11 protein-coding genes and 1 pseudogene are annotated in these 23,301 nt (G+C 70.9%); 4 read left to right on the plus strand and 8 right to left on the minus strand.

The window, feature by feature from the left end; all coding sequences use genetic code 11:
* Positions 1-27: 27 nt before the first annotated feature.
* Positions 28-5,262 (minus strand): DEAD/DEAH box helicase, encoded by a 5,235-nt coding sequence (locus ACFW6P_RS21200; RefSeq protein WP_386424365.1) that lies wholly within the window; start codon positions 5,260-5,262, stop codon positions 28-30.
* Positions 5,263-5,446: 184 nt separating this feature from the next.
* On the opposite strand from ACFW6P_RS21200, the gene ACFW6P_RS21205 reads away from it, so the two are divergent.
* A complete protein-coding gene (locus tag ACFW6P_RS21205; RefSeq protein WP_386356570.1) occupies positions 5,447-6,409 on the plus strand; it encodes a serine/threonine-protein kinase in 963 nt (320 codons plus the stop codon).
* An 11-nt stretch (positions 6,410-6,420) separates the two neighbouring features.
* On the opposite strand, the gene ACFW6P_RS21210 is transcribed toward ACFW6P_RS21205, so the two are convergent.
* Genes ACFW6P_RS21210 through ACFW6P_RS21225 form a run of 4 tightly spaced genes read right to left on the minus strand, consistent with a single transcriptional unit; the run spans position 6,421 to position 15,587 of the window.
* A complete protein-coding gene (locus tag ACFW6P_RS21210; RefSeq protein ID WP_386356567.1) occupies positions 6,421-9,390 on the minus strand; it encodes a pPIWI_RE module domain-containing protein in 2,970 nt (989 codons plus the stop codon).
* A 23-nt stretch (positions 9,391-9,413) separates the two neighbouring features.
* A complete protein-coding gene (locus ACFW6P_RS21215) occupies positions 9,414-13,019 on the minus strand; it encodes a hypothetical protein (protein WP_386356564.1) in 3,606 nt (1,201 codons plus the stop codon).
* The gene (locus ACFW6P_RS21220) at positions 13,012-14,187 is read right to left on the minus strand and encodes a hypothetical protein (protein ID WP_386356561.1); all 1,176 of its coding nucleotides are present in this window, start codon (positions 14,185-14,187) and stop codon (positions 13,012-13,014) included. Before ACFW6P_RS21220 ends, ACFW6P_RS21215 begins: the two co-directional genes overlap by 8 nt.
* Positions 14,184-15,587: a PD-(D/E)XK nuclease family protein gene (locus ACFW6P_RS21225; protein WP_386424367.1), complete on the minus strand. Its 1,404-nt coding sequence runs from the start codon at positions 15,585-15,587 to the stop codon at positions 14,184-14,186. Before ACFW6P_RS21225 ends, ACFW6P_RS21220 begins: the two co-directional genes overlap by 4 nt.
* 390 nt (positions 15,588-15,977) lie before the next feature.
* Here ACFW6P_RS21225 and ACFW6P_RS21230 point away from each other — a divergent pair, with 390 nt between their 5' ends.
* Positions 15,978-17,279 (plus strand): serine/threonine protein kinase, encoded by a 1,302-nt coding sequence (locus ACFW6P_RS21230; protein ID WP_386424369.1) that lies wholly within the window; start codon positions 15,978-15,980, stop codon positions 17,277-17,279.
* Entirely contained in the window at positions 17,243-17,464 is a 222-nt protein-coding gene (locus ACFW6P_RS21235) for a hypothetical protein (protein ID WP_386356552.1), read from the plus strand. Before ACFW6P_RS21230 ends, ACFW6P_RS21235 begins: the two co-directional genes overlap by 37 nt.
* Before the next feature lie 5 nt (positions 17,465-17,469).
* Here the strand turns inward: ACFW6P_RS21235 and ACFW6P_RS21240 are convergent, their stop codons facing one another.
* Both ACFW6P_RS21240 and ACFW6P_RS21245 read right to left on the minus strand, forming a co-directional pair.
* The gene (locus tag ACFW6P_RS21240) at positions 17,470-19,497 is read right to left on the minus strand and encodes an N-6 DNA methylase (protein WP_386356549.1); all 2,028 of its coding nucleotides are present in this window, start codon (positions 19,495-19,497) and stop codon (positions 17,470-17,472) included.
* Between the two features lie 523 nt (positions 19,498-20,020).
* The gene (locus tag ACFW6P_RS21245; protein WP_386356546.1) at positions 20,021-20,203 is read right to left on the minus strand and encodes a hypothetical protein; all 183 of its coding nucleotides are present in this window, start codon (positions 20,201-20,203) and stop codon (positions 20,021-20,023) included.
* Between the two features lie 248 nt (positions 20,204-20,451).
* On the opposite strand from ACFW6P_RS21245, the gene ACFW6P_RS21250 reads away from it, so the two are divergent.
* The gene (locus ACFW6P_RS21250; protein ID WP_386424370.1) at positions 20,452-22,773 is read left to right on the plus strand and encodes a hypothetical protein; all 2,322 of its coding nucleotides are present in this window, start codon (positions 20,452-20,454) and stop codon (positions 22,771-22,773) included.
* A 139-nt stretch (positions 22,774-22,912) separates the two neighbouring features.
* Here ACFW6P_RS21250 and ACFW6P_RS21255 read toward each other — a convergent pair.
* Positions 22,913-23,301: pseudogene (locus tag ACFW6P_RS21255) on the minus strand (IS701 family transposase); the annotation flags it as partial.

Raw genomic sequence — 23,301 nt, forward strand, 5'->3', positions numbered from 1 at the left:
TACGAAGAAGAGGAGTGAGGGGCGCGGTCAGTCGTCGCCGGCGCCGAACACCGAGCCGTACCTGCGGGCGATCTCGGACCAGTCGTCGTCGTGGCGGAAACGGATGACCTCCCACCCGTCGTCGTACATCCGCTCCTGCGCGTCCTCGTCGCGCTGCGCCTGCACCTCCGAATCGTGGTGCGGGCCGTCGATGAAGACCGCGACCGGGCCCACCTTCGTCTGGTACACGAAGTCCGGGCGGGACAGGGCGCTGGAGACGAAGTACTGCTGCTTGTCGGGCAGCCGCAGTCCGTTGCGGGTCAGGAACGCCACGAACCTCTGCTCCAGCGTGCTGTCGGCACCGTCCAGCAGCGCCTGCGCGTGCTCGTCGCGGGAGACGCCGGGGACGGTCCCGGCGACCCGGGCGCCGGCGAAGCGCAGCAGCAGGTCCCGTACCAGCTTGCGGTCGATGACCTGGTGGTCGCGCTGGTTGCCGAACGACAGCAGGCAGTCGTAGCAGCCCATCTCGCAGGCGGGGCCGCCCTTGTCGGTGCCGTCCGCGTGGAAGTGGGCGATCTCCAGGGCGCGGGCGGCGGCACGGCGCAGGGCGTCCGGCTCGGCCTGGAGGCGGCGCAGCACACCGGCGCCGCCCTCGGCGCTCTCGATGAACAGGATGCGGTCGCGCGGGCCGTCGTAGGGCGGCAACTGCTCGGTGTCCAGCTCGCCGTCCTCGAGCTGGAACTCGGCCTCGATGCCCCGCTCCAGCGCGTACTGGAGGGTCACCGCCACGTCCGGGGCGACCTTCTCGGCGAGCTGGAGCACGAGGATGTTGCGGGTGTCCTGGACGTAGGGGACCACCGGGACCTTGCGGTCGGCCTTCTCCGCGCTCTCCAGGCCCTCCTGCTCCTCGGAGGTCTGCTTGCCCGGCTTGTCCTGGTCCTTCTTGGCGTCCAGCCACTTGCCCTCGACCGGGTCCAGCCAGAAGCCGGAACGCTGCCTGCTGCGGCGGTAGCCAAGGTTGGTCAGGCGAACCGTCGCGCTGTCGCCGTAGGTCAGCGCGGCGAGCGAGGCGCCGTCGGCGTCGCGGGCGGCCGCGTTCAGGGAACCGTCGCGCTCGCCGTGCTTGTTGAACTTGTACGACACCTCGACGACATAGCCGGTGCGCTGCCGCTCCTCCTCGTCGGAGGAGATGCGGTCCCGGCGCCTGGTGAAGACCGTGCGCAGCTGGAGCAGGTTGTACCGGGACTCCGTCAGCTCCGAGCCGCAGGAGTCGCAGGTGCTCTCGAGCTGTTCGCCGACGTGCAGGTAGCCGCAGCGCTCGCACACCTTGGCCTCTTCGGTCTGCAGGTCCCCCGCGGCGCTGGTCGGAAGCTGGACGCGATCCACCTGGAACCGGCTGCCCTCGTGGTAGATGAAGGCGCCCGGACCGAACTCGCGGATCGCGATGAAGCGGGAACGCTGGAGGTAGTCGCCGTCCCGCCCGCCGCGCGCGGCCCGGCCCGTGCCGGGGATGAACGCGGCCAGTGGCAGCCGGGGGAAGGAGTAGCCCGGAAGGAACCCCTCGGAGGCCAGGTAGCGGTACGGCGTGAAGTCCGACAGCGGGCTGTTGCCGCCGGTGTCCTCGTTCTTCAGCAGCTTGAGCTGGGTCTCCGCCTGGTGCCGACGGCGCTCGGCCTGGGCGGAGGCGTCCTTGTTCAGGGTGTTGTCGAGGATGCGCCGGTGCTGGACCTCCCGCTCCTTCAGCGCCTTGCGGAACAGCTCCTCCCAGCGGCCCAGTGCCTTCTTGAACCTCCCCGGCGCCTTGTCGACGGTCCGCTCCAGCCACCGCTCGTCCCACCACGAGGTGTCGGCGAGGCGGTCCGCCGACTCCTTGAGGACCGCGGTGGCCCGGCGCAGCGCACGCCGCTGGGCGGCAGGATCCTGGATCTGCTCGAGCACGTGCGGGAACAGCCGCAGCGACGGCGCCTCACCGGCTGCGTCCAGGATGTGCGGGATGCGCTTGCCCAGCTCCAGGCCCGTCTCGGCGAGCCAGATGGCGTGGACGTGCGAGCGGACCAGGTCCTCGTTGGCGAGGTCCAGCCGGGGCGGGGCGACGACGCCCGAGACCATCTCGTTCGACCGGCGGAAGTAGTACTGGTCGTGGCTGTTGCCCGTGGCGCAGTACGTGGTGACCAGCGCGGGCTGGCCCGACCGGCCGGCGCGACCGCTGCGCTGCGCGTAGTTCGCCGGGGTCGGCGGGACGTTGCGCATCGCGACCGCGTTCAGGCTGGCGATGTCGACACCCAGCTCCATGGTGGGGGAGCAGTACAGCAGGGGCAGCTTGACGCCCTCACGGAAGTCCTCCTCGCGCTCTTCGCGGACCTCCGTGGGCACCTGGGCGGTGTGCTCCCGGGCGACCAGGCCGGCGAGCGTCGAGGCGACCTCCTTGTAGAGGTTCTTGAAGAACGGGTTCACACGCGGGCCGCGGTCCCTGCCGTAGGTCCGGCGCACCCGGTCGACCGCGCCGAACTCGTCGTCGCGGGCCGTCCACACCACCGCCGTGTGGTTGATGCGGTAGCCGGGCTCCTCACCGCGCCCGGTGGGCACCTCGGTGAGCAGCCCGGCCTCCGCCAGCACGTCCGCCAGATCGACGATCACCTGCTGCGTCTCGGCCATGTCCAGCGGACGCCCCAGCGCCGGGAACTGGCCCGGCCTGCGCAGGAACCGGCCGAAGCCGGCCCGGGCGGTGACGTTCAGCTCGGTGCGCGCGCGGTTCGGGCGCCCTGGACGGACGTACGCGGTACCGGGCGGCGGCGGAGTGCGCTCCGTCTCGGCCAGCCCCCAGGCGTCGTTCAGCATGTACGACACCTTGCGCAGCTCGTCGAAGTCGGCCTGCTCGAAGGTGGGGAAGTCCACCGCGCGCACGCGCCGCAGCTCGTCGAAGAAGATCCGGGCGAGCTCCGCGCGCTTGCCGGAACCGGCGGTCCGCAGCGGTCCGCAGGCCTTCGCCCACCGCTCCTCGTCCTCGGTGATCTCCCGCAGGTCCGCGTACTCCAGCCGCAGCAGACCGGTCTGCTCCAGGTTGGGCATGGTGACCCGCCAGCCGCGCTCCAGGTCCAGGTACAGCCGGTACTCGACCACCTTGGTCAGGGCGCGCAGGGTGCGCTTCGCCTGATGGGAGGCCTCCTTGGGATTCTTGGAATAGTTCTGCGGCCGCAGGCCCAGCTTGGTCACCACGGCGGGCGCGAGTTCCTCGTGCAGCAGCCCGTCCTCACCGGCCTCGACCATGGCCTGGTAGAGGGCGCCCCGCAACTGGGTGACCAGGACGAAGTCGTTGAAGTGACCCGCCTGGAGGCTGGCGTCCTGCCGGTTGTCGACGAAGGTGAGCAACTTGCGGGCGTCCTCGTCGAGTTCGTCCGCCGGGAGTTCCTTCAGGTGGCGCACGATGCTGGAGCTGATGAGGGAGGTCGCCGTGGAGCGGCCCTCGCGGTCCATCGTCATCAGCTTGCCGAAGTCGTTGCCGCGCGGGGACTCGTAGCTCACCCCGCAGTTGAGGCAGAACATGAACGGCATGGGAATGTAGGCCGCGTACAGGCCCTGCCCGCGGTCGACGACCGATCCGTCGGGCTTGACCCACACCGGCTGCGGCACCCGCTTGCGCCGGCTGTCGGCCAGTACCTGGGCACCGCCCTTCTTGTCGTCCGTCACGATCCAGCTGTCCGGGAAGCGCTGGGCGTCGATCGCCTTGCCGGTGTCGTCGGGCCACGGGTGCTCGGCGCTCACGTACAGGTAGCCGTTGTCCTCGTCCTCCTCGGTGCGCGGCCGGAAGGCGAGGGGGCCGTCCTTGCGCTCCTCGCGGGCGACGGTCAGGTACTCCTGGCCGCACTCCCGGCAGAAGGACAGCGGAAGCAGGATCTTGTCCTTGGCGCCGGGCACCCGAAGCTGGTAGGTGCGGCTGATGTGCCGGGTCTCCTCGGCCTCCAGCGACACGTACACCGAGTTGCCCTTGGACAGGAACTGGTGGAGCCGGAAGGCGAACAGCGGCCGGCCGGTCTCGTCGTTCTTTGCCTGTGAACCGGCGTGCAGCGTGTCGCGGATGGCCGCGACGCAAGCCTCGTACGACTCGCTGGTGCGCTCGGCGAGTTTGCGGGCCGCCTTCTCCACCGTCGTGGGCTCGGCCCGGACGAGAGTCCCCGCGTCCGGACCCTTGGTGAGCGTGTGCAGGCCGAACTCGGTCTCGATCCAGCAGGCGAGCGGGTCGTCCTTGAGGACGTCGTACTCCGTCGAGGGCGCGTTCGCCCCGATTCGCTCCGTCAGTTCGGCGTCGGTCGGCTCGTGGTCGCGGGTGGCGCGCACCAGCGTTTCGCCCACCACGCGGTCCGGCGTGACCTCGGCGGCGAAGAGAGTGGTCGCGACGTCGGCGACGTCTTGGCGCCGCTCCTGGAGGGTGCCCTTGCTGGACATCGTCGCCGACGTGCCGACGACCTGGAGGTCCGGTGCGGCGCAGGCGTCGCGGACCCGGCGCACCAGCAGTGCGACGTCCGCGCCCTGCCGGCCGCGGTAGGTGTGCAGTTCGTCCAGGACCAGGAACTTCAGGCCCTCGGCCGCCCGCATCAGGGCCTTGCGCTCGCGGGGCCGGGTGAGCATGAGTTCCAGCATCACGTAGTTGGTGAGCAGGATGTCCGGCAGTTCCTTGAGGATCCGCTCGCGCTCGTCCTCCTTCTCCTGTCCGGTGTAGCGCTCGAACGTGACCGGCTCCTTGCCCTCCCCGTAGCCGTGGCGCAGGAACTTCTCCAGCTCGAACCTCTGGCTGTTGGCCAGGGCGTTCATGGGGTACACGATGATCGCCTGAATGCCGGAGGCGGTGCCCTCCTGCTTGGCCCGCAGCACCTGGTTCACGATCGGCACGATGTAGCCGAGGCTCTTGCCGGAGCCCGTGCCCGTGGTCAGGACGTAGCTGCCGCCGGCACGGGCGGCCTCGATGGCATCCCGCTGGTGCCGGTGGAAGGCGATGGGCCGGCCCTGCTCGAGGGAGCCGTCCTTCTCCTTGTCCACGCGGAAGATCCGCTCGCACTCCGGGTGCAGCAGTCCCTCCCGCACGAGCTGGGTCACCGTGCCCCCGGGAGCGAAGCTCGGATTGAGCGACAGCCACGGGTCGGGCCACTGGTCGCCCTGGACGAGCGCCTCGTCGACGGTGTTCTGGATGCGGTCGTTCTTCACGAGGACGGAACTGGTGGTGAAGGACCGGTAGTCGGCGATCAGCTGCTCGTGCACCTTGAAGACGTCCACAAAACCCTCACTCAATCCGCGCCGACCTGCGCGTTCACCGTACCGGGTGAGGTAGGGGCGGCGGGCCGCAATGGTATGGCTTCCCATGCCATCACATTCTGTGAACTGAGTCAACGGATTGGATTTTTGGGATGTGTGAACTGCCCTTGAGGGGGGTGTCGTGCCCCCTCGTGTATGACAGTGGCACACTCAGTCACCTATGGACATCGGAACGCTCATCGCCAAGCGATACCGCATCAAGAGCCCCATCGGCCACGGCGGTATGGGCCAGGTGTGGATGGCGGACGACGAACACCTGGGCCGAGGCGTCGCCGTCAAGACGATGACTCCCAGTGGCGGGCTGACTGCTCGGCAGGTCGCGCAGGACGCGGCCCGCTTCGAGCGCGAGGCAAAGGCGGTCGCCAGGCTCGACCACACCGGCCTCGCCGCGGTGTACGACCTGGGTGTCGAGACCGGCACGCACTACCTGGTCATGCAGTACGTCCAGGGACTGGATCTCGCGGACTATATCGCGGAGCACGAGAGGCTCAGCCTCGAGGAGGCCGCGGCCGTCGGGGCGCAGATCTGTTCGGTGCTGGCCGCCGCACACACTCGGGGCGTCGTCCACCGGGACCTCAAACCGGGCAACGTGCGCATCCGCACCGACGGCGTGGTCAAGGTGCTGGATTTTGGTGTCGCCGCCATCCTCGACGCGGACACCAAGCTCACCACGACCGGAGAACGGCTCGGCAGCCTCCAGTACATGGCGCCGGAACAGGTGCTGGGCGAGCCCGTGGACCGGCGCACGGACCTCTATGCCCTCGGCTGCCTGATCCACGAAATGCTGACCGGCCGACCGGTTTTCGAGCACGAGTCACCGCTGATGGTGCCGGGCCTGCATACCGAGGCCACGCCTGAACCGCTGCGTGCGCTGCGGCCAGAGGCCCCGAAGGACGTCGAAAGTCTGATCCTGGAGCTCCTCGCCAAGAAACCGGAAGACCGCCCCGCACACGCGGGTGAGGTGTACCGGCGTCTCGCCGCTCACCTGCCAGCGCCCGAAAACCCGGAGCGGGCCCTGGTGCCCTGGACCGAGGCCGATCCGTGCCGGCCGTTCCGATTCCCCATGGCACCGGACGCGCGGCCCGTCCGCCAGTGGGCCAGGGAGGCGGACGGGGCGCAGTAGCGGGCCGGGCCTCAGCGCGGCTCGGTCTCCTTCAACTCTTCCTCAGGGGCGGGCTGCGCCGGGATGACCAGAGCGAGCTGCTCCCAGTCCGCCTCCTCCGGATCGGGAGCCGTCTCGACGCCCGGTGCCGCCCCCGTGTCCGGGTCGGCGTCGGCGACGGAGTCGTGGGCGTCGTCGCTGTCCCCGCCGTCCTCGCTCTGGGTCGGCAGCACGTACTCCTGGGCGAGCCCCGCGAGGTGCAGGGGCAACGGCAGGCTCAGCGCGTCCGGCAGGTCGGGGGCCTGCCGAAGCTGGTGCGCGGCGAGCGCGAGCGCCTCAGGAAGGTCACCGTCGCCGGGGTGGCACCCCAGAACGGCGATCTCCACCAGTCCGGGGTTCCACGCGGCCTTGTCCGTGTCGATGGTCACCTTGCCCTTGGTATTGACGCGGGGCGCCAGCTTGTCGGCGGCCACCGACAGCTTGAAGGTGCGGGCCTTGGGTGTGGTGGACCAGAAGACGCGGGCCTCGTCGGGGTCCGCGGCCGGGTCCGTCCACAGGTGGGCGGCCAGGCCATTGGGGCCGCCAGGGTTCACGCCCCACCACTGGGCGGTCTCCCGGTTGCGCGCCGTACGCACCCGCACCAGCCGCAGGTCCGGATCCAGGCGGCGCGCGGGGGCGTGGCCGTCGCGGAACTTGTCCGCCACCACGGTGCCGTCCTGCAGCCACGTCCAGTGCGAGCGCATGTTCTGCCCGTGGGCCAGCAGCACGGTCGGCGTACCGCGCAGCGTGCGGCGCACCCGCTGGAGCCACTCCTCGGTCTCCCGACGTTGCTGAGCCATGTCCGCCCACCAGGACGGCCGGTTCACCGGGGCCTCGCCGTCGCGCGGCGCGGGGCCGAGGTCCTTGGGTACCTCGCACTGCCTGGTCAACTTCAGCAGCATCACCGGGTACGGCACCCAGGCACGCGCCTCGTCGTCCCAACCCTCCACCCGGGCCAACCCCTCACCGGAGGGCTCCGGCGTGACCAGCACGGCGACGGGCACATGCCCTGCCCACCGGGTGCGGCTGCGCCGGTTCTTGCGCACCATCCACACCGCCGCGTACCGCAGGCCGCCGGGCAGGTGTTCACCGAGGCTGTGCTCGGGGTGGACCCGCACACCCAGCTGTCGCAGTCCGTCGTCCCAGGCCTTCGCCGCCCGGAACTCCTTGTTCTTCTCGCTGTTGTAGCCCTGGGCCTTCTTCGGCACGGCCATGAACTGCGTGAGCACGCAGGCGTCCGCGCAGCCCAGCCGCAGCGCGAACTTCGCGTCGTGGCCGGGGGACGAGAAGTCCTTGGCCCGGTCGATCTCCACCAGGGCGAGCGTGGGCGCGGGTGAGGAGACGCCCTCCTCGGCAAGGAAGGCCGTCATCTCCCGGCGGCGATCGCGGATCGCCGTGGTGACCGTGGCCCGGGAGTGCCGGGTCCCCTCCGGCAGGGCGAGGTCCTGGCCAAGGGAGCGGGAGAGCCTGCGGCAGCGCAGGCGCACGGTGAGCTCGGGGGACTCCCACTGAAGGACCACCGTCCCGTCATAGGCCTCCTCGGCAGCCGGCGCGCCGCCGTCACCCTTGAGATCGAGGTGCGTGACGAGCGCGTTGACCGCGGTGTCCCGCATCACCGGGGTCTGCCACAGCAACCGCGCCTCCAGGGTGGGGAGTTCGCCCGGGGCGAGGTCCTGGGGCAGATGGCGCAGCGCGAACGCCGTGCCGTGCCGCCGGGCCTGGGCGCGCCTGCGCTCCTCCTCGGCCTTCGCCGGTTCCTTGGAGGGTTCCTGGCGGGGGTTGCCGGGCGTGCTGCCCGACAGGCGGGTGCGCGCCAGCGCGGGCACCGGCTCCAGCTGTTCCGGAAGTGCCTGCAGTGCCCATTCCACGATCTTCGAGCGCTGGTCGGTCATCAGGCCGGCTCCGACCTCGTGCGTCCCCATGGCCGTGCTGTAGAGGACGGCCGCGCGCATGTCGTCCGCGAGCCAGCCGGCCGGGTCGGTGAGGATGGCGTCGGCGTCCGGGAACGACTCCGTGAGGGACATGTTCCGCAGCATCCCGGTGGGCCCGCCCCCGACCCAGTCATACCCACCGCGGCTCCAGGCGAGCCGCGCCACGGCGAACCGGTCGCTCGCCGGTGCTCCGGGCAGCCACGGCACCCGCGGGCGCAGCAGCACCGTGGTGCGGCGGCCGAACGGCAGGTACAGCCGCCTCGTCCTGGCACTCACCCGGGTCGCGTACCGGCGGATATGACTGTGCACATGGAAGCGGGGCAGCGGGTCGAACGGCACCGTCTGCAACGTGATGTTCAGAACGACGGAGAACCATTCGGAACCCCGGCTCCCCTCGAACTCCACCGCCTGCGAGACGAGTTCGGCGCCCCGGTCCATCGGGCCGCGCGGCATCGCCCGGAAACGGAGCCGCCCGCCCCCGAAGTCGTAGGGCTCCAGGGAGAGGATCCGCCGGGCCAGCCAGTCGGTGGACAAGTGGAACTGGCGCGGCTCCGGCGCGGCCGTGCCACCGTCGGTGGGCCGCTCCTGACGCAGCAGCTCGACCGGTACTCCTTCCTGCCACCGGGGCGGGTTCTCCAGCAGCGCCGAGCGGGCCTCGGACAGCAGCGAGCGGAACTCGGGCTCCGGCCGCAGGTCCTTCAGCCAGGTGGCGAGAAGCCCCCTGAACGCCACGTCGGGCAGCGGATCGGGCACGTCCTCGGGGGCGTACAGCCAGAAGTCCCGGCCCTCCCCGCGGTGGCGGTTGGGACGGGGCCGCACCAGGACGTCGGGGGCGAGCGCCTGCACGACCTGGTCCATACGGAACGTGGGCACCCTCTCCAGCGGCTTGTCACGACCCGCGTTGCACAGAGCCAGCAGCGCCCCGGTCCACTCCTCGGGAAAGGACAGCGCGCGGTACCGCTCGACCACCGAGGCGTCCGAGGAGACGGGACGTGCGGCGGCGGTGCGGATGGAGTCGTAAGGGCGAGCCATGGGCCGGTCCTCTCTGGTGAAGGTCAGGACGTGCGGTGTTCGATCTCGCGCAGCGCCTTGTACAGCGGCGCGTATAGCAGCCGGGCGACCGCGGGGTCCGCCGGATCGGGGCAGTCGGGCGGCGGCGCGCCCTCCGCGAAGTAGGGGGCGAGCACGTCCCGCAGACCGGTCAGCAGGCCGTCCTCCCGCGGCAGCGGCGCCGCCGCGGCGCCGGGTGAGAGCAACTCGGCCGTACGCGGCGCGAACCGGGCATCCACGAAGACCACGCGGGCGGGCACCCCGCCCCGCACCAGACGGCCGATGACCTGCCAGATCGTCACCAGCTGGTCCCAGGCGAAGGACGTCTTCTCGTGGTCGGACAGGCGGGAGTAGATGTAGCGGCGGGACAGCAGCCGGCGCCACTCGGCGCGCGCCACGTGCCGGAAGGCCCGCCCGGCCGCGTCCAGGTCCGTCGCGGCCATGACCAGTTTGCCGAACGTGCCCTGCGGCAGCCCGGGTTCGTCGCGGGCGAAACGGGCCGCCCAGTCGTTGATCGCGAACACGGCCAGCGAGAGGTCGTCCGGGCGCGGATGCGGCCGGGCGAGGAACAAGGCCGTGCCGAAAGCCGCGTTGCGCTGGGCGTTGAGGATGTTGTGCCCGCGTTCCACCGCCATCAGCGGGGCCACGAGGATCTCCGCCGTGGAGTCCTGGGCGAACGTGGCGAGATCACCCCGGCGCAGCGCCGTGACCCGCTCCGCTTCCGGCTTAGGCGGTGCCGAGCCGCGTACGGCCTGTTCCAGGTCCGCGTCGTCGGCGGCCAGCACCCGCACGCGGCCGTGCCAGCGCTCCATCTCGTGCAGGACCTCCGCCGCGGTGTGCGCCTCCTTGTAGCTGCCCACCAGGAGGATCGCCCGGCGCCGGCGGCTGTCGGCGACCCTGGCCAGTTCCTGCTCCAACGGGCTCGGGGCACCGCCCCGGCCGGGCGACCCGAGCCGGCTGACCATCGCCCGGCAGGCCGCGGGCCGGGCCTTCGGCTCGGTGCCCGACAGGCTCAGGGGGCGCCCCTCGTCGTCGTACAGGAAGTGCGTACTGAATTCCGACTCGCTCACGGCCTTGAGGGACCGTGGCGACGGGGTGAGCACCGCACCCACCGGGGCGACCACGTGCGCGCGTGTCGAGGTGCCCGCCCAGCTGGTGCCGGACATCAGCACGACGTGCGGACCCCTGCGGCCGCGGCCAGGGTCGGCACCCACGTCGGGCAGGGAGAGCAGGAGTTCGCGACCCACACCCGCGCACCTGAAGAAGCGCAGGGTGCCGCTGTGCCGCCCCTCGACATCGCGTTCCCGCTCGTCCGGCAGGTACTGGAACCCCAGGACGTTGCCCATCGGAGCCTCCGGGACCAGCGGGGCGTAGTCGAGCGGCGGACGGCGGGACAGCTCGTTGCCGGTCGAGTCCAGGTGCAGGGCGGCCTCCACCTGAGGCCAGAGGAAGACCAGCCGTTCGAGACGCTGGTGCAGGGCGCTGAGCAGCAGCATGAACTCCAGGCGCCGGGCCGTCAGATCGAGCCACGCCTCGTCCTGGGCCCGCACGGACGCGGGGGTGTCCGCGAGCAGCGGGCGCAGCACGGCGAGGACCCGCTCACGCGTGCCTGAGGAGGACAGTGTGGTCAGCAGGTCCTGAACGAGACGCACCAGTTCGTCCGTCAGATTGCCGTACGGGCTCCGGCCGCCCAGGGGATCATCCCGGAAGTCGTCGAACCGCTCGGTCAGTTCGCCCCGGTGGGCGTCCACCTCCGGCCCGGCCGACTCGGGCTCCGGAACGTCGTCCTCGTACGCCTCGTACAGCTCCGATTCGTCGGACACGCCGTCCGGGGCGCCGGCATCGGAGTCCTGCGCGAACCAGGAGCCGAGCAGCTTCTCCTGGAGCGTCCAGGGGCTGAAGTACTCGATGTCGGCCCACTCGCGCAGGTCGGCGTCGGAGATCAGCAGCTTGTACAGGCGGTCCGTGGCGGCATGGACAATCGTGAGCGAGGCGGACCAGCGCTCGACCTCCTGGTCGGTGAGCGGCAGCCGGCCCTGCCGGGACAGCTCCTCGATACGGTGGGTCTGCACCTGGTCCAGCCAGGACTCGGGGCCGGGAGAGACCAGCGTCGCCGACGGCGCGAAGATCTCGTCCAGCTTCATCTGCACCGAGTCGGCCTCGTCCACGACGATGATGTCGCTGCGCAGGCAGGCCAGTTCCAGGTGGCGCAGCCGCTCTTTGCTTAGGTGGCGCGGCACGGCCGACTGCACGAGACTTGCCGGGTTGGCCACCCAGATCAGAGAGTCGACCAGCTCCCGGGCCGCACGGTGACGCGGGCACGCGTACCACAGGGGGCACCCGTGCGGGGATCCCTTCACCTCCGCCGGGCGGTCGCCCTCGGACGGGGACCGCCGCTGTCCCGGCCGGTAGGGCTCGGGCAGCGCGCCGGAATCCGGGTTCTCGTCGCGAGTGCGCTTCTTCTCCGGGTAGAGCGAGGTGCACGGCGCGTCCGCGAACCGCAGGGGCTGTGCCGCCTCGGTGCCGCGCAGGGCGTCCACCACGCAGACGGTGCTCAGGTGGTCGAAGCCCGGGTCGTCGTGGTCCAGCACGTTGTGCACGCCGCGGGAGGCGAGCCGTCGGTGCAGCCGCTGCACATGCGTCTCCCGCGTGGTCAGACCCAGCACCAGCGTGGCGGTCAGCCCCAGATCGCGGAGCAGAGCGGTCAGACGCAGTTGTTCGGCCACGTCGCCCACGACGAGCGTGGTGCGAAGCGCCGGAGTCCGGCGGGCTCCCCAGACCGCGATCAGCGTCATCAAGGTCGACTTGCCCGCACCGACCATGCCGGCCAGGTGCAGCAGCCCGTCCAGGTGGAGATCGCCTTCCTGCGAAAAGCCCAGCCCGTCCGCATCACGCGGGAAGATGTGCAGCTCGGTGAGGCGGTCCTCCCAGTGACCCGGGTTCTCGACCTCGTTCTCCCGCTCCGTCGCGTCCATCCACTGGGCGGTCTCGACGAGGTCGGCCCGGCTGACCGTGAGGGGCTCACCGTTTCCCGGCCGTCCCACCTCCGGATCATGACCGGGAACCGGGTCGGGACGCAGTTCCTCTGGCAGCGTCACGGAGGCGGGCCGGCGTCGGTCGACGAAGGTGGCGCGCCCCCCCGGGGCCAGGGGCAGCTCCTTGCGGGCCAACGGGGGCAGGGCGGCGAGGGCGGCCTCGTACACGGCGAACCGGTCCGAGGCGACGGTCGGCTCGCGCCGTCGCGCCGGCCGCTCGAGCGCGAGGACCTCATAGGCCCGCAGCCGGTCCGGCAGGGCCCGGTAGGTCTCCAGCGTGCGCTCCCAGGCGCGGCCGCGGCGCAGGTGCCACAGCAGATGACGGCCCGCGCCGAGCATGACCTCGTGCTCGGGACAGGACACGTATCCCCGGGCGGCGGCGAACTCGTAACCGCCGAGCAGGACGTAGGCACCGCGGGCGGGCTCGTCCGGCGCGATGCGCTCCAGGATCCGCAGGGCCAGTTCCGCCTGGCACAGCAGGCCGGGCTTCACATCGCCGAGTTCGTCGGGAACCTCGTCCCACAAGCGGGCGACCTCCCGGCTGACCGGGTGGTGCCAGCTGTCGCGGTCACGCATCCCCGGTCTCCTCCTTACGCGTGGCTCCGCAGACCCGCGCGAGCCGGTCCTCGGCGCGGGCGAGCAGGTGAGTGTCGGTGAGTAACGGAACACGGCGCGCGACTGCCGGGCGGTTGCGCTCGTACGTGGCGATGTAGCCCGGCCGGTCGTCGACGCGGTCCTGCGGCACCACCCAGAACGCCTCGTCGTACCGGGGTTCCTGAGGTACCGGACGGGCGGCCCGCCCCAGGAACGCCGGGTGGGCCCAGTCCTTCACGTCCACCGCCCAGACCCAGCCGTCGGGGAAGGTGACGTGCATGTCGTAGGCGTCGTACGCCGGCCACATCCGGACCTTCAGCCCGAGCCCGGTGAGCCGCCCTTCCAGCTGCACCTCCGCCCGCCCCGGACCGGTGACGAACTGACGCAACGGCCTGGCCAGCTGGAGCAGTTCACCGGCCTCCTCCTGCGGGATGCGACGCCCCACCGGCGGCCGGCCCCGCCGGCGGCAGCGGTCCCGCTCGCACCACCAGCCGCCATCGGGCAGCGGCGTCAGCAGGGTGAGACACCGGCCGCAGGTCGCGTAGACGTCACCGCGCAGATAGCTGTCCGGGACGGGGCGATAGATGCGGCTCAGGAGCTCCTTCACCGGGTCGAGCACATGGTCCAACGACACGGCCCACTCCTCGGCCGAGGTGAGGACGGGCCGGGTGACCAGGAGCCGCCGGAACTCGGTGTACGCGTCCTCCTCGCCGTACTCGCGGCACAAACGCAGCGCGGCGCGGACGATCTCACGGTCGTAGAGAACCAGCGCGCTGTCGGAGAACTGCTCCGCCCACTCGTAGCACAGCTCGGTCGGGCGTGAGGAGTCGGGGTCGAGCAGCAGATCGTCCGGCCCGGCCGCCTCGGCCGGCAGGTCCACCGGCCAGTCGGCCACCGGCCGCTCGCGGCACCACGACAGCAGGTCCGGAAGGCTCACCGGAGGTTCGGCCCCGCGCTCCAGGCAGGCCAGCACCGTCCGGTCGAGGGCGCGCTGCACCTCGGGCGGATAGGGCAGGGTGAAGGCATCAGGGCCGGTGGCCGCGTCGAGCACTGTGAGAGCGGTGGCCAGCGTGCGCATCAGGGGAATGCCGCGATGGGCGGACCAGTTGGTGTCGTGCGGCGGCATTCCGTTGCCGATCGTCGCGGTCACCGTGCCTCCAGATGCGCGCGGCCGGCCGCGCAGTGGGTGATCATGTCGCAGCCGCCGCAGTGACCGCCGGGCTTCGGCGCGTAGGTCTCGTCCACCGCCCAGGGGCCGGCGAGTTCGGCGATGATGCGGCGTGCTTCGGCCAGGGTGTCCGGATCACCGGGATCGATTTCCTCGCAGCGCGACTTCCCGGTGCCTTCCGCGTCCAGGTACAGCACCTCCAGCTCGATCAGCGACCGGCGCGGATCACCACTGGGTACTCCTGCGGACATCATCAGCACCGCGAAGGCGAGCTGTGCGTACGTCTCCATCAACGCGCGTCCCTCCCAGGGAGGCTTTGCAGCCGTCTTCGTCTCGTGCCAGATCCAGCCTCCGGAGCGGGTGTAGAGGAGGTCGGGGTCGGCGATCAGGACGACGTCCAGTTCGGGGTCGTACGCGGTCAGGCGCGGCTGCACCCGTACGGCCTCGTCGGACGGCAGGCCGTCGAGAGGGCAGGCCCGCTGGTGCTCGGCGAGCAGGGCGAGGGCGGTCGGCAGTTCGGCGGAGGAGAGGCCAGGAAGGGCGTCCGGGAGGGGGGCTGTGCGGCAGCATCCGTTCCCGTGACGGAGGTTGAGCCACTCGTCGACGGCACGTCCCCTGCGGATGGGCTCGCTCTCCGGGTCCCCGGACTTCAGGTGCAGTACGCGGGTGAGGTGGAACTGCGCCGGGCAGCGCGCATGGACGCGCAGGTCGCTCGCGGACACGGAGCGGCGGGCGCGGGGGCGGCGCGGCCCGGTAACCCCGAGAACGCCAGGAGCCCGGGGCGGCTGCGCGCAGGCAGCCAGACCTTCGCAGCGCGTGCAGCTGGAACCGGGGTTGAGCCGGTCGCCCTCGATCACCCGACGCAGCACGGGCTTGGCGTGCTCGGTGAACCGCCGCTCGGCCTCGTCGGCAGTCCAGTCGGCCAGCACGTCGTGATCGCCGCTGCCGCAGCCGATGCCGATGATTCGGACCCGCTTCGGGCGCACGGTGCTGCCGGCGGCGGGACGGAAGATGTCCCGGAAGGCCGACCGGGAGGGGATGCCCGTCGCTGCCACGGCCGCCGCTTCCGCGATTTCGGCGGGCGGCCGGTCCCCCTTGACGGAATTCACGGACAGCAGCCACATCTCGCGCTCCGACCCGTCGGCGGACGCGTACCGTCGTCCCCACGCCGTGCGCTCGTAGCGGATCGCCCCGCGGGCGTCCGGTACCTCGCTCTCGGTGATGGCTGTCCACTGGGCGCGGACCGGCAGGGTCGGCGGACGCCTGAGCGCGTGCCGCTGCGCTTCGCGCTCCGCGCGCGCCAGCAGGTAGGACCGAACGGCTGATTCTGCCCAACTTACGTGCCCGGCATGATACTTCTGATGCTTCAGAAGTCGCGTCAAGGCGCTTTCGGTATCCTCTCCCTCATGCTCGACCGCGTCCAGGACGCTCATGACCGGCCCAAGGGCGAAGTCCTCGACGGGCTTCCCCCGCCGGCGCGGCGGAACCTGGGCGAGCAACGCCCTGGCGCGCAGGGCGTTGCCGCGCGGGCAGTCCTGAGGGTCCTCGCGCAGCAGTGGCAGCGAGGTGCGGATGAGTCGGATGTCTCCGTTCGTTCCGGGCGGAGGCAGGTGGAGCGGCACGATGCACCCCTTACGGGTGTTGTGGGACGAGAGCGCCAACACATCCAGGGAAGCGCATTTCTGTGAACTCGGTCAAGCGATTCACTCGGTGTGATCCGTGAACCGCTACAGTGTGGCTGACACCGTGTCATGAACAGCCGGGGGTGAGGCGTGGAAGCCGGGGAAGTCCTCGACGGCCGCTACCGAGTCGAGGAAGCGCTCGACCAGGGCGGCATGGGCACCATCTGGACGGCCACCGATCTGGTGACCAGGCAGTTGGCCGCGGTCAAGGTGCTGCGGCTCGATGCTTACACGCAGGGCCGGTTCACCCCCGCAGAGCGCGCGCGACACCGGGTCGAGCTGCTGAAACGGTTCGAACGCGAGGGTGCGATCCTCGAGGAGCTGAAGTACCCCGGGATCCCGCGTCTGCTGCACCGTGGCTACCTGGGCGAGGAGCCCTACCTCGTCATGGAATACGTCGAGGGGGTCAGCCTGCGCGAATTCCTGGACACGCGTCGGCCGTTCCCGTTTGACGCCGCTGTCGCCGTCGCCGTCCAGGTTGCCGAAGCCCTGGCACACGCGCACACGAACGGCGTGGTGCACCGCGACCTGAAACCGGGCAACGTGGTCATCGCCTGCGCGGACGGAGCGGTGAAGCTGCTGGACTTCGGTATCGCTCACCTCACCGATCCCGATGCGACCCGCTACACCGCGCTGGGTGAGACCCCGGGCAGCGCCGGGTACATGGCCCCGGAGCAGCTGCGGAGCCAGCAGGACATCTCCGCCTCGGTGGACCTCTACGCGTTCGGCTGTGTGCTCTTCGAACTCCTCACCGGCGAGCGGCCCTTCGAGGACAAGCCGGACCGGAACAAGAGCACCCAGCACCTCGAGGACCTGCCGCCGCGCCTGCGGAGCATCAACGTCGGCATTCCCGAGGAACTGGACGACCTGGTCTGGGACCTCCTCGCCAAGACTCCGGCGGACCGCCCCGGCACCATAGACGAGGTGCTGGACGTCCTGCGTGACTTCCTGCCGGAGCCGGGCGACCCGGCTCCGGATCCGGAACTGGCTCCGGACCCGACCGCACGCTATCGCCTGCGGGAGAGTGCGGTGGCCGGCCCGCCGGACACGCGGCCCACCCCCCGTGCCGTAGCGCGGCGTCCGCTCCGCCGTCGTGGCGGGTGGCTGGGGCGCAACCAGTTCGCGGGACGGATCGCCCAGGCCCGGGCGGAACTGCTCGCCGACGGTCCTGGTGCCTGCTGTGCCGAGCTCCACGACCTGCTGCCCAAGGCGGTGGCGGACTGGGGGCCCCCGAGCCGATCGTCCTGGAAGGGCGGCTGGTGTGTGCCGATGCCGCTCGACTGGATGGTCGTACGGGTGAGGCGAAGGAGCAGTACCAGCACGTGGCCGGGAACGGAGACCCCTCGGATCCTCTCGTGCTGGAGGCCCGCCTCGGGATCGCCGAGTGCCTGATGCCCGAGGGGGACTTCGCCGGGGCGTTCAGCGGCTGGCGCGCAGTGGTGCACAGCCTGCCGCTCGTCGCCGTACCGGATTCTGGCCGGCTGACGAGCCGCTGTCGCGAGGTCGCCTTCGAGCTGGCGGAATCCGGTTACCAAGCGGAGATGACCGACCTCCTCGTCCGGCTTCCCGAGCTGTAGCCGGATCAGCTCCGGGGAAGATGCCCAGCGGCCAGCAGGTCCCCCAGCGCCCGGCTCAACTCGCCGCCCACGCTCTTCATATCGGTCATCTCGCGTTCGAAGGCGGTGATCTTCCGGTGGATCTCCCCGTACCGTCGCTGTTCCTCCAGTGAGAGCCTTGGAATGTGCAGACGCCGTACGTCGATGCGTGACGTGGTGGACGCGTGCGTGCCGGCCCTGTGCACATTGGCCGGGGCACGCAAGCAGCCGGACAGGAACCATGGGTCGAGGACCGCGGGATTCGCCCTGAGCGCCGCGAGCTGGGGCCCCAGGACGGACGGGGCGTCGGTGTCCACCCGTACGTCGAAGGCCCGCGCCAGCACTGAGACGATGACGTCCTGGGACGCTGTGACCGTGAGCGAGCCATCCCGCTCGCCCGCCGCGACCACCGCCGCCGGAAGCCACAGCTGCGCCTGCCCGGACAGCGGAGCACCCGTGAGGACGTGCTCCTCGTTTTCCTGGCGTTCCCCGCGGCGCACCAGTGACTCCGGCAGGCCCTGCCCGGTCCGGATCTCCAGGGCTCCGGCTTGTTCGAGCTCGCCGACGCTGATGAGCGGGACCGTCTCGCCGCCGTCCGCGGGTACGAGTGCGGACAGGGCGTCGGTGGCATCGCGCAGTTCCCTCATGTGCGCGTCGAACCGCGTCCAGAGGCGCCTGATGTCGACGATGGTGGCGGCCCGTGTCCTCGGAACACGCCGTGCAGGCGTGAGGTCTACCTGGTCGTCCAGCAGGTCGACCACGGGCACCGAGACGCTTCCCACCGTGCTTGTGCCGCCGAGGACCCCCAGGATCTGCTCCGTCACGGCGGACCAGTCGACGCCGCCCCTGTCGGCGGTCACGGGACGAGCGGCGTGTGTGGTGTCCACGAAGGTGAGCTCTGCGGCGTCCGCTCCGCCCCGGCCGAGGGCGCCGTCCGCGCACAGGATCCACAGATGCAGTCCGACACCGTAGGGCGGGGCGGCACCGGGAGGCAGGGCGATCACGGCCCGGAGCACGCCGGACCGCAGGAGACCGGCCCGGATCCGGCGGCCCGCGCGGCGCGCCGCCACAGCGGGCGGCAGCACGAGAACCGCGACGCCGCCAGGAGCCAGAGCTGCCGCGGCATGCTGAACCCAGGCGAGTTCCGGCTCGGTGCGCGGAGGCTGCCCATAGACCCAGCGCGGGTCTGTGGCGAGTTCCGCGTGGCCCCAGCCACGCTCGTTCGACGGCGGGTCGGAAAGGAGCACGTCGGCCTGTGCTCCGGAATGGGCATCGGCCCGTAGCGTGTCACCCGCTGCCAACGATACGTTGGACAGGTCACGCTCGGTGAACCCGCCGACCGCGAGGCGTGCCTTGGCCAGCTCCACCAGAACTGCGTCGCTGTCCTGGCCCAGGAAACGCAATCCCGCAGCACGGTCAGCACCCCACTGCCGGCCGGCTGCGACGAGCAACGTCCCCGCCCCGCAGGCCGGATCCAGCACGGTCCGTACAGGGCCTGGGTGGTTCATGGCTGCGGCTTGCGCCATGAGCTCGGCCAGTTGCACGGGAGTCGTCGTGATCTGCCGTACGTGCGTACGGAGCCACCGCTCCAGAAGGAAGTCGAAGGGCCTTTGCTCCTCGTCCGGATCAGCCAGTTCGAGAGTGCGCTCCAGGAGGCGGTTCTGACGCTGATCAACGAGCGACCCCGCCGCCGGCCTGCCTGGCGTGACACCGCTCTGTCGGAGTCCCACCTGGGCCACCAGCAGGCCTGTCGCTTCTCGGTCCCCCAGGGACTCGTATTCCGGCCAGAGCCGGTCGAGCGGGTTCGGCGCCGTCTTGAGTTTGTTCTCCCGCCTGAGCCACTCCTCCACTTGTGGAAGGGAGAACTGCGGGCTGGTGTCGGTGCCGCCGACAGGAGAGGGGAAGTTGTCGTACCGTCGACGCCAGTTGCTGACGGCGGCGCGTCCAACTCCCGCGATGCGGGCGATCTCCGCAAGGGTGACGACAACCGGGGGCGACCCTGCGGTTGCGGACATGATTTCCTCCGGACCTCGGCAGCCTAGCGCCCAACGAATCCGTGATCACCTGCGTTGAGGGCGCGTTCTTTGACTGAGTTTACGCACATGTTTGTGAGCCGCTCTGGTTACCCGCGCCAGGGCGTCCGATCGCGTAGCGCCTCGAACAGCTCATGTGCATGACAATCCGGGAGGTCGTTGGGCCGGGCACGCCAGCCCCTGGGGATCGGATGCAGACGGTTCCGCCGGCATGGGCCACGTGGTAAAGGACGGCTGTCGTGATCCGGTGCCCGCGCTCGGCAGCGTCCTGACGGCTCCCGCGGAGGGCCGCTGTGCGGCCGTAGGGAGCGAGCTTGCTGTAGCTGCCGATCGCGTAGCGGCCGATGAGGTCACCGAGCAGGAAGAGGTCAGCCGCAGCCGGTGCCAGCTGTGATTGACCTGAAAGGGCGTGTTCGCCGCCGTACGTTGGCACTCCGCCCGCGGTCACGTCCAGCAGGCAGCCGCCGCCCAACGAGCCGCACAACACCTGCGCAGCGCCTACCGATCAGCCGCCGCTGCCCCCATGCACGCGATGCGCGAGCACGGCCGTCGCCTTCCCGAACGCGTACGAGAGCGGTACGTCGGCACCCTCGAAACCGCCCTGCCTGAGCAGGCCGACTCCGTACGCATCGAGCCCGGCTGGGACGCCCTCGCCGCCACCCTGGACCAGGCCGAGCGCGCTGGCCACGACACCGATGCTTGCTCCAGCAGGCCATCCAATGGCGCGAACTGGACACCGCGGACTCGTCACCGACGTCCTCGTCTGGTGGCTGCCATGCATCGGCGAACTCCCTGCCCCCCACCCCGAGGGATGTGTCCGAAGTGCGGCGCCCGGCGCGACTGGATGGTTGATCTGCGACCGCAACGAGATCAAACCGCTGCCGTTGCGCACACCGGTGGGTCGGGCGCGAACTGACTCGCGCGGACTACGAGCCGATGATCCACGTCGGAGGGAAGGACTACCCGAGCCTGGAGGCTGCGACCCAGGCCGCGGCTTACGACGGCACGCTCGCCGGCGTCTATCTGACCGAGCCCGGGCCCGAACAAGGGGGCACCAGCCACGTTTTCCGGCCAACTCCACCACGTTCTCGGCCTGCGCCCCTGCGTACCGAGACCCCGCAAGCCCGCGCCGGGGACCTCGTCCTCGACCTCATGTGCTGGGACACCCCGGCCCGCCTCGGCAAGGCGGCGGACGGGCGGCTCGCCGTCGAGCCGTTCCTCCCCCTGGAGGGCGGGGAGTCCTGGGGCACCCTGCGGGACACCTACGCCTGGCCGGACGGCCGACGCCCCTGGCGGGTCCTCACCGCCGGGGTGCTCGCCCGGGCCGGAGCCCATCTGCTGGCCGCCTCCGCGGGCCAGGTCCGGCACGCCCGCGCCGACCGGCTGGCCAAGGCGGTCGTCTCCCGGGCCCTGCGACCTCCGCTGGCCAGGACCGCCGACTGGGCCGAGGCGGTGGCCGAGGAGATCCGGGCAGAAGGTGGCGAGTCGCCGAGCCCAGGCTGGGCGGACTTCTACAACGACCTGGCCCAGGACTTCACCGGCCAGCACACCGCGCTGCGGGGCCGACGGATCGTCCTCGACCAGGACGGCGGCCTGCGGCCTGCGCTCGGCGGTGCGGCGGAGCAGGGGAAGAAGGGCCAGAAGGAAGGCACCGTCTTCTTCCACCCCGGGGACGAGCACGACGACGCCAGCACCCGCGTCCCCGGCGACCTCAAGGCGCTGCGCCGCCGCATCGCCTTCACCCACCCCGACATCACCTGGGAGAGCACCGGACGGGACTTCCTGCTGCGGGGCGGGCTGGTCCGCTCCTATCAGCTGGACCAGGTCCTTGACGCGCTGCACGACCTGCTCGGGGCACGGCCCTCGGCGGCCCTCAGCCGCGACTCCCTCACCTTCGCCCTGCGGCAGTTCCCGGCGCTCACGCCGGGGCAGCGCGACCGGCTGTCGCGGATCCCCTTCCGGGTGCCGCTCGCCGACGGCGGCTGGGCGAGGGCGGCACGCTGCTCGTACTCACCGGGGTGGGGCACCGAAGGCGCGCAACGGCTGGAGAGGTTCCTCGCAGCGGGCGGTTCCCGGATCCCCGAGATGGCGGACCAGCGGCGGCACTGGATCAGCGGCCCCGACGACTGGTCCGCGCTGGTCCGGGACCGGCAGGCGTACCTCGAATTCCTCACGGCCGTCGGCGTGGTCGACGGACTGCGGCTGTCCGTTGTCGGGGACCGCCTGGGAGTCCAGCAGGGGAACGATCTGGCACCCCGTGGCCTGGCCCAGCGGTTCGGCCTCGGCGACGACCTGGGGCCTGTGTGGACGGCGGACGTACGGTCCCGGTGGACCAAGTTCGCCCACCCGTGGACGCCCTACGCGTTCCAGCGGCCGCCGGCCCATCTCCCGGGAGCGACCGAGGTGGCAGACCTCGGCCGCACCACACGGCGGGAGTTCGCCGAACTGCTCATCCTGGGGCTCCGCACCTGGGGCGACGAGGTCTTCGACGTCACCGTGTACCGGCCCGAGCACCCGCACAAGAGGGACGAGCACTCCTGGCCCACACCGTTCGCGTCCTTCCTCCGTCGCACGCCCTGGCTTCCGGTGGAGGACGCCGAGTCGGACGGGCCGGCCTTTGTCACCCCCGGCGAGGCGTGGTTCAGCGCCGACGGGGAACTACCCGGCTTCGTCCCCTCATTGCCGCTGTCGACCCGGCGGCTTCTCACCGACAAGGCCGCGGCCGCGAGGCTCCGCCGGTGCGGGCTGCGGAGCTGGGAGGACCCTCGGCACGCCGGAGCGGCCGTCAAGCACCTCGGCGAGATCCTCCACCGGGGCGACGTGCCGACGCACCTCAGCGTCTCCTTCAAGAAGCACTACGGGCGGGCGTGGTCTCACCTCGCGCAGAACACCCGCTGGCCGTGGCTCACCGGCGAGGAGGTACGGCTCGTGGTCAGTCGCGGCAACGCCCTCGGCACCTTCGTACCGACGGCCGAGGACGTGTCCGTGCACGTCTGCGACGAGCAGGCGCCGCTGAAGGAGGCACTCGTCGAACTGGCGGGCCATCCCGTCCTGGTCGCCGGATCGGAGAGCGGGGACGCCATCGTGGAGATGGCCGACGCGCACGGCATCCGCACCCTGCGCACGTCGGCGACCGATGTGCAGATCCGCCACAGCGACGGTGAACCGATCACCCCGACCGTTCACGCCGACACGCTAATCGACGGCAGAGAATGGCTCGTCACGGTGGTGGCTTTGTACTGCAACGACACTCCGTGATGCCCTCTGCGTTGGTAATGACTGATGCGGGCTCGTGCTTGGCTTCTTCTTCGCCATAGTGACCATGCGAGTACGTGCTGGGTTCGGTGGCGCATCGGAGAGGAGATGCGGTTGAAGAGCCGTCGGGCTTCGTTCATGGTCACGGGTATGAGCGATTGATTTCCGCCGGTGCTCGGATCCCCCTTTTTGCCTCTGCCCGCAAGATGGCGAGGAAGGCGAGGGCGGCCATGGACAGGGTTATATGCCGGTACCACGCGGTGTACCCGCGGACCTGGTAGTGATCGAGCCCGGTCTCGTTCTTCGCGGTCTGGAAGCACTCCTCGACCATCCACCTCGATCCCGCGATCCGCGCAAGTTCCTCCAGCGGTGTCCTGGCCGGGCAGAAGCAGATGTAGTAGGCGATGTCCGTGGAATCGGTGGTGCTGCGCCGCGCCAGTAACCAGTGGTCCCAGCCTTCCCGTCGCCAGGGCCGGATCGGGGCCGCCGCCCAGTCGTACTCGCGTGGCCCGTGGGCACCGTCACCGCAGC

The organism is Streptomyces sp. NPDC058741 (assembly GCF_042746715.1).
GTDB lineage: Bacteria > Actinomycetota > Actinomycetes > Streptomycetales > Streptomycetaceae > Streptomyces.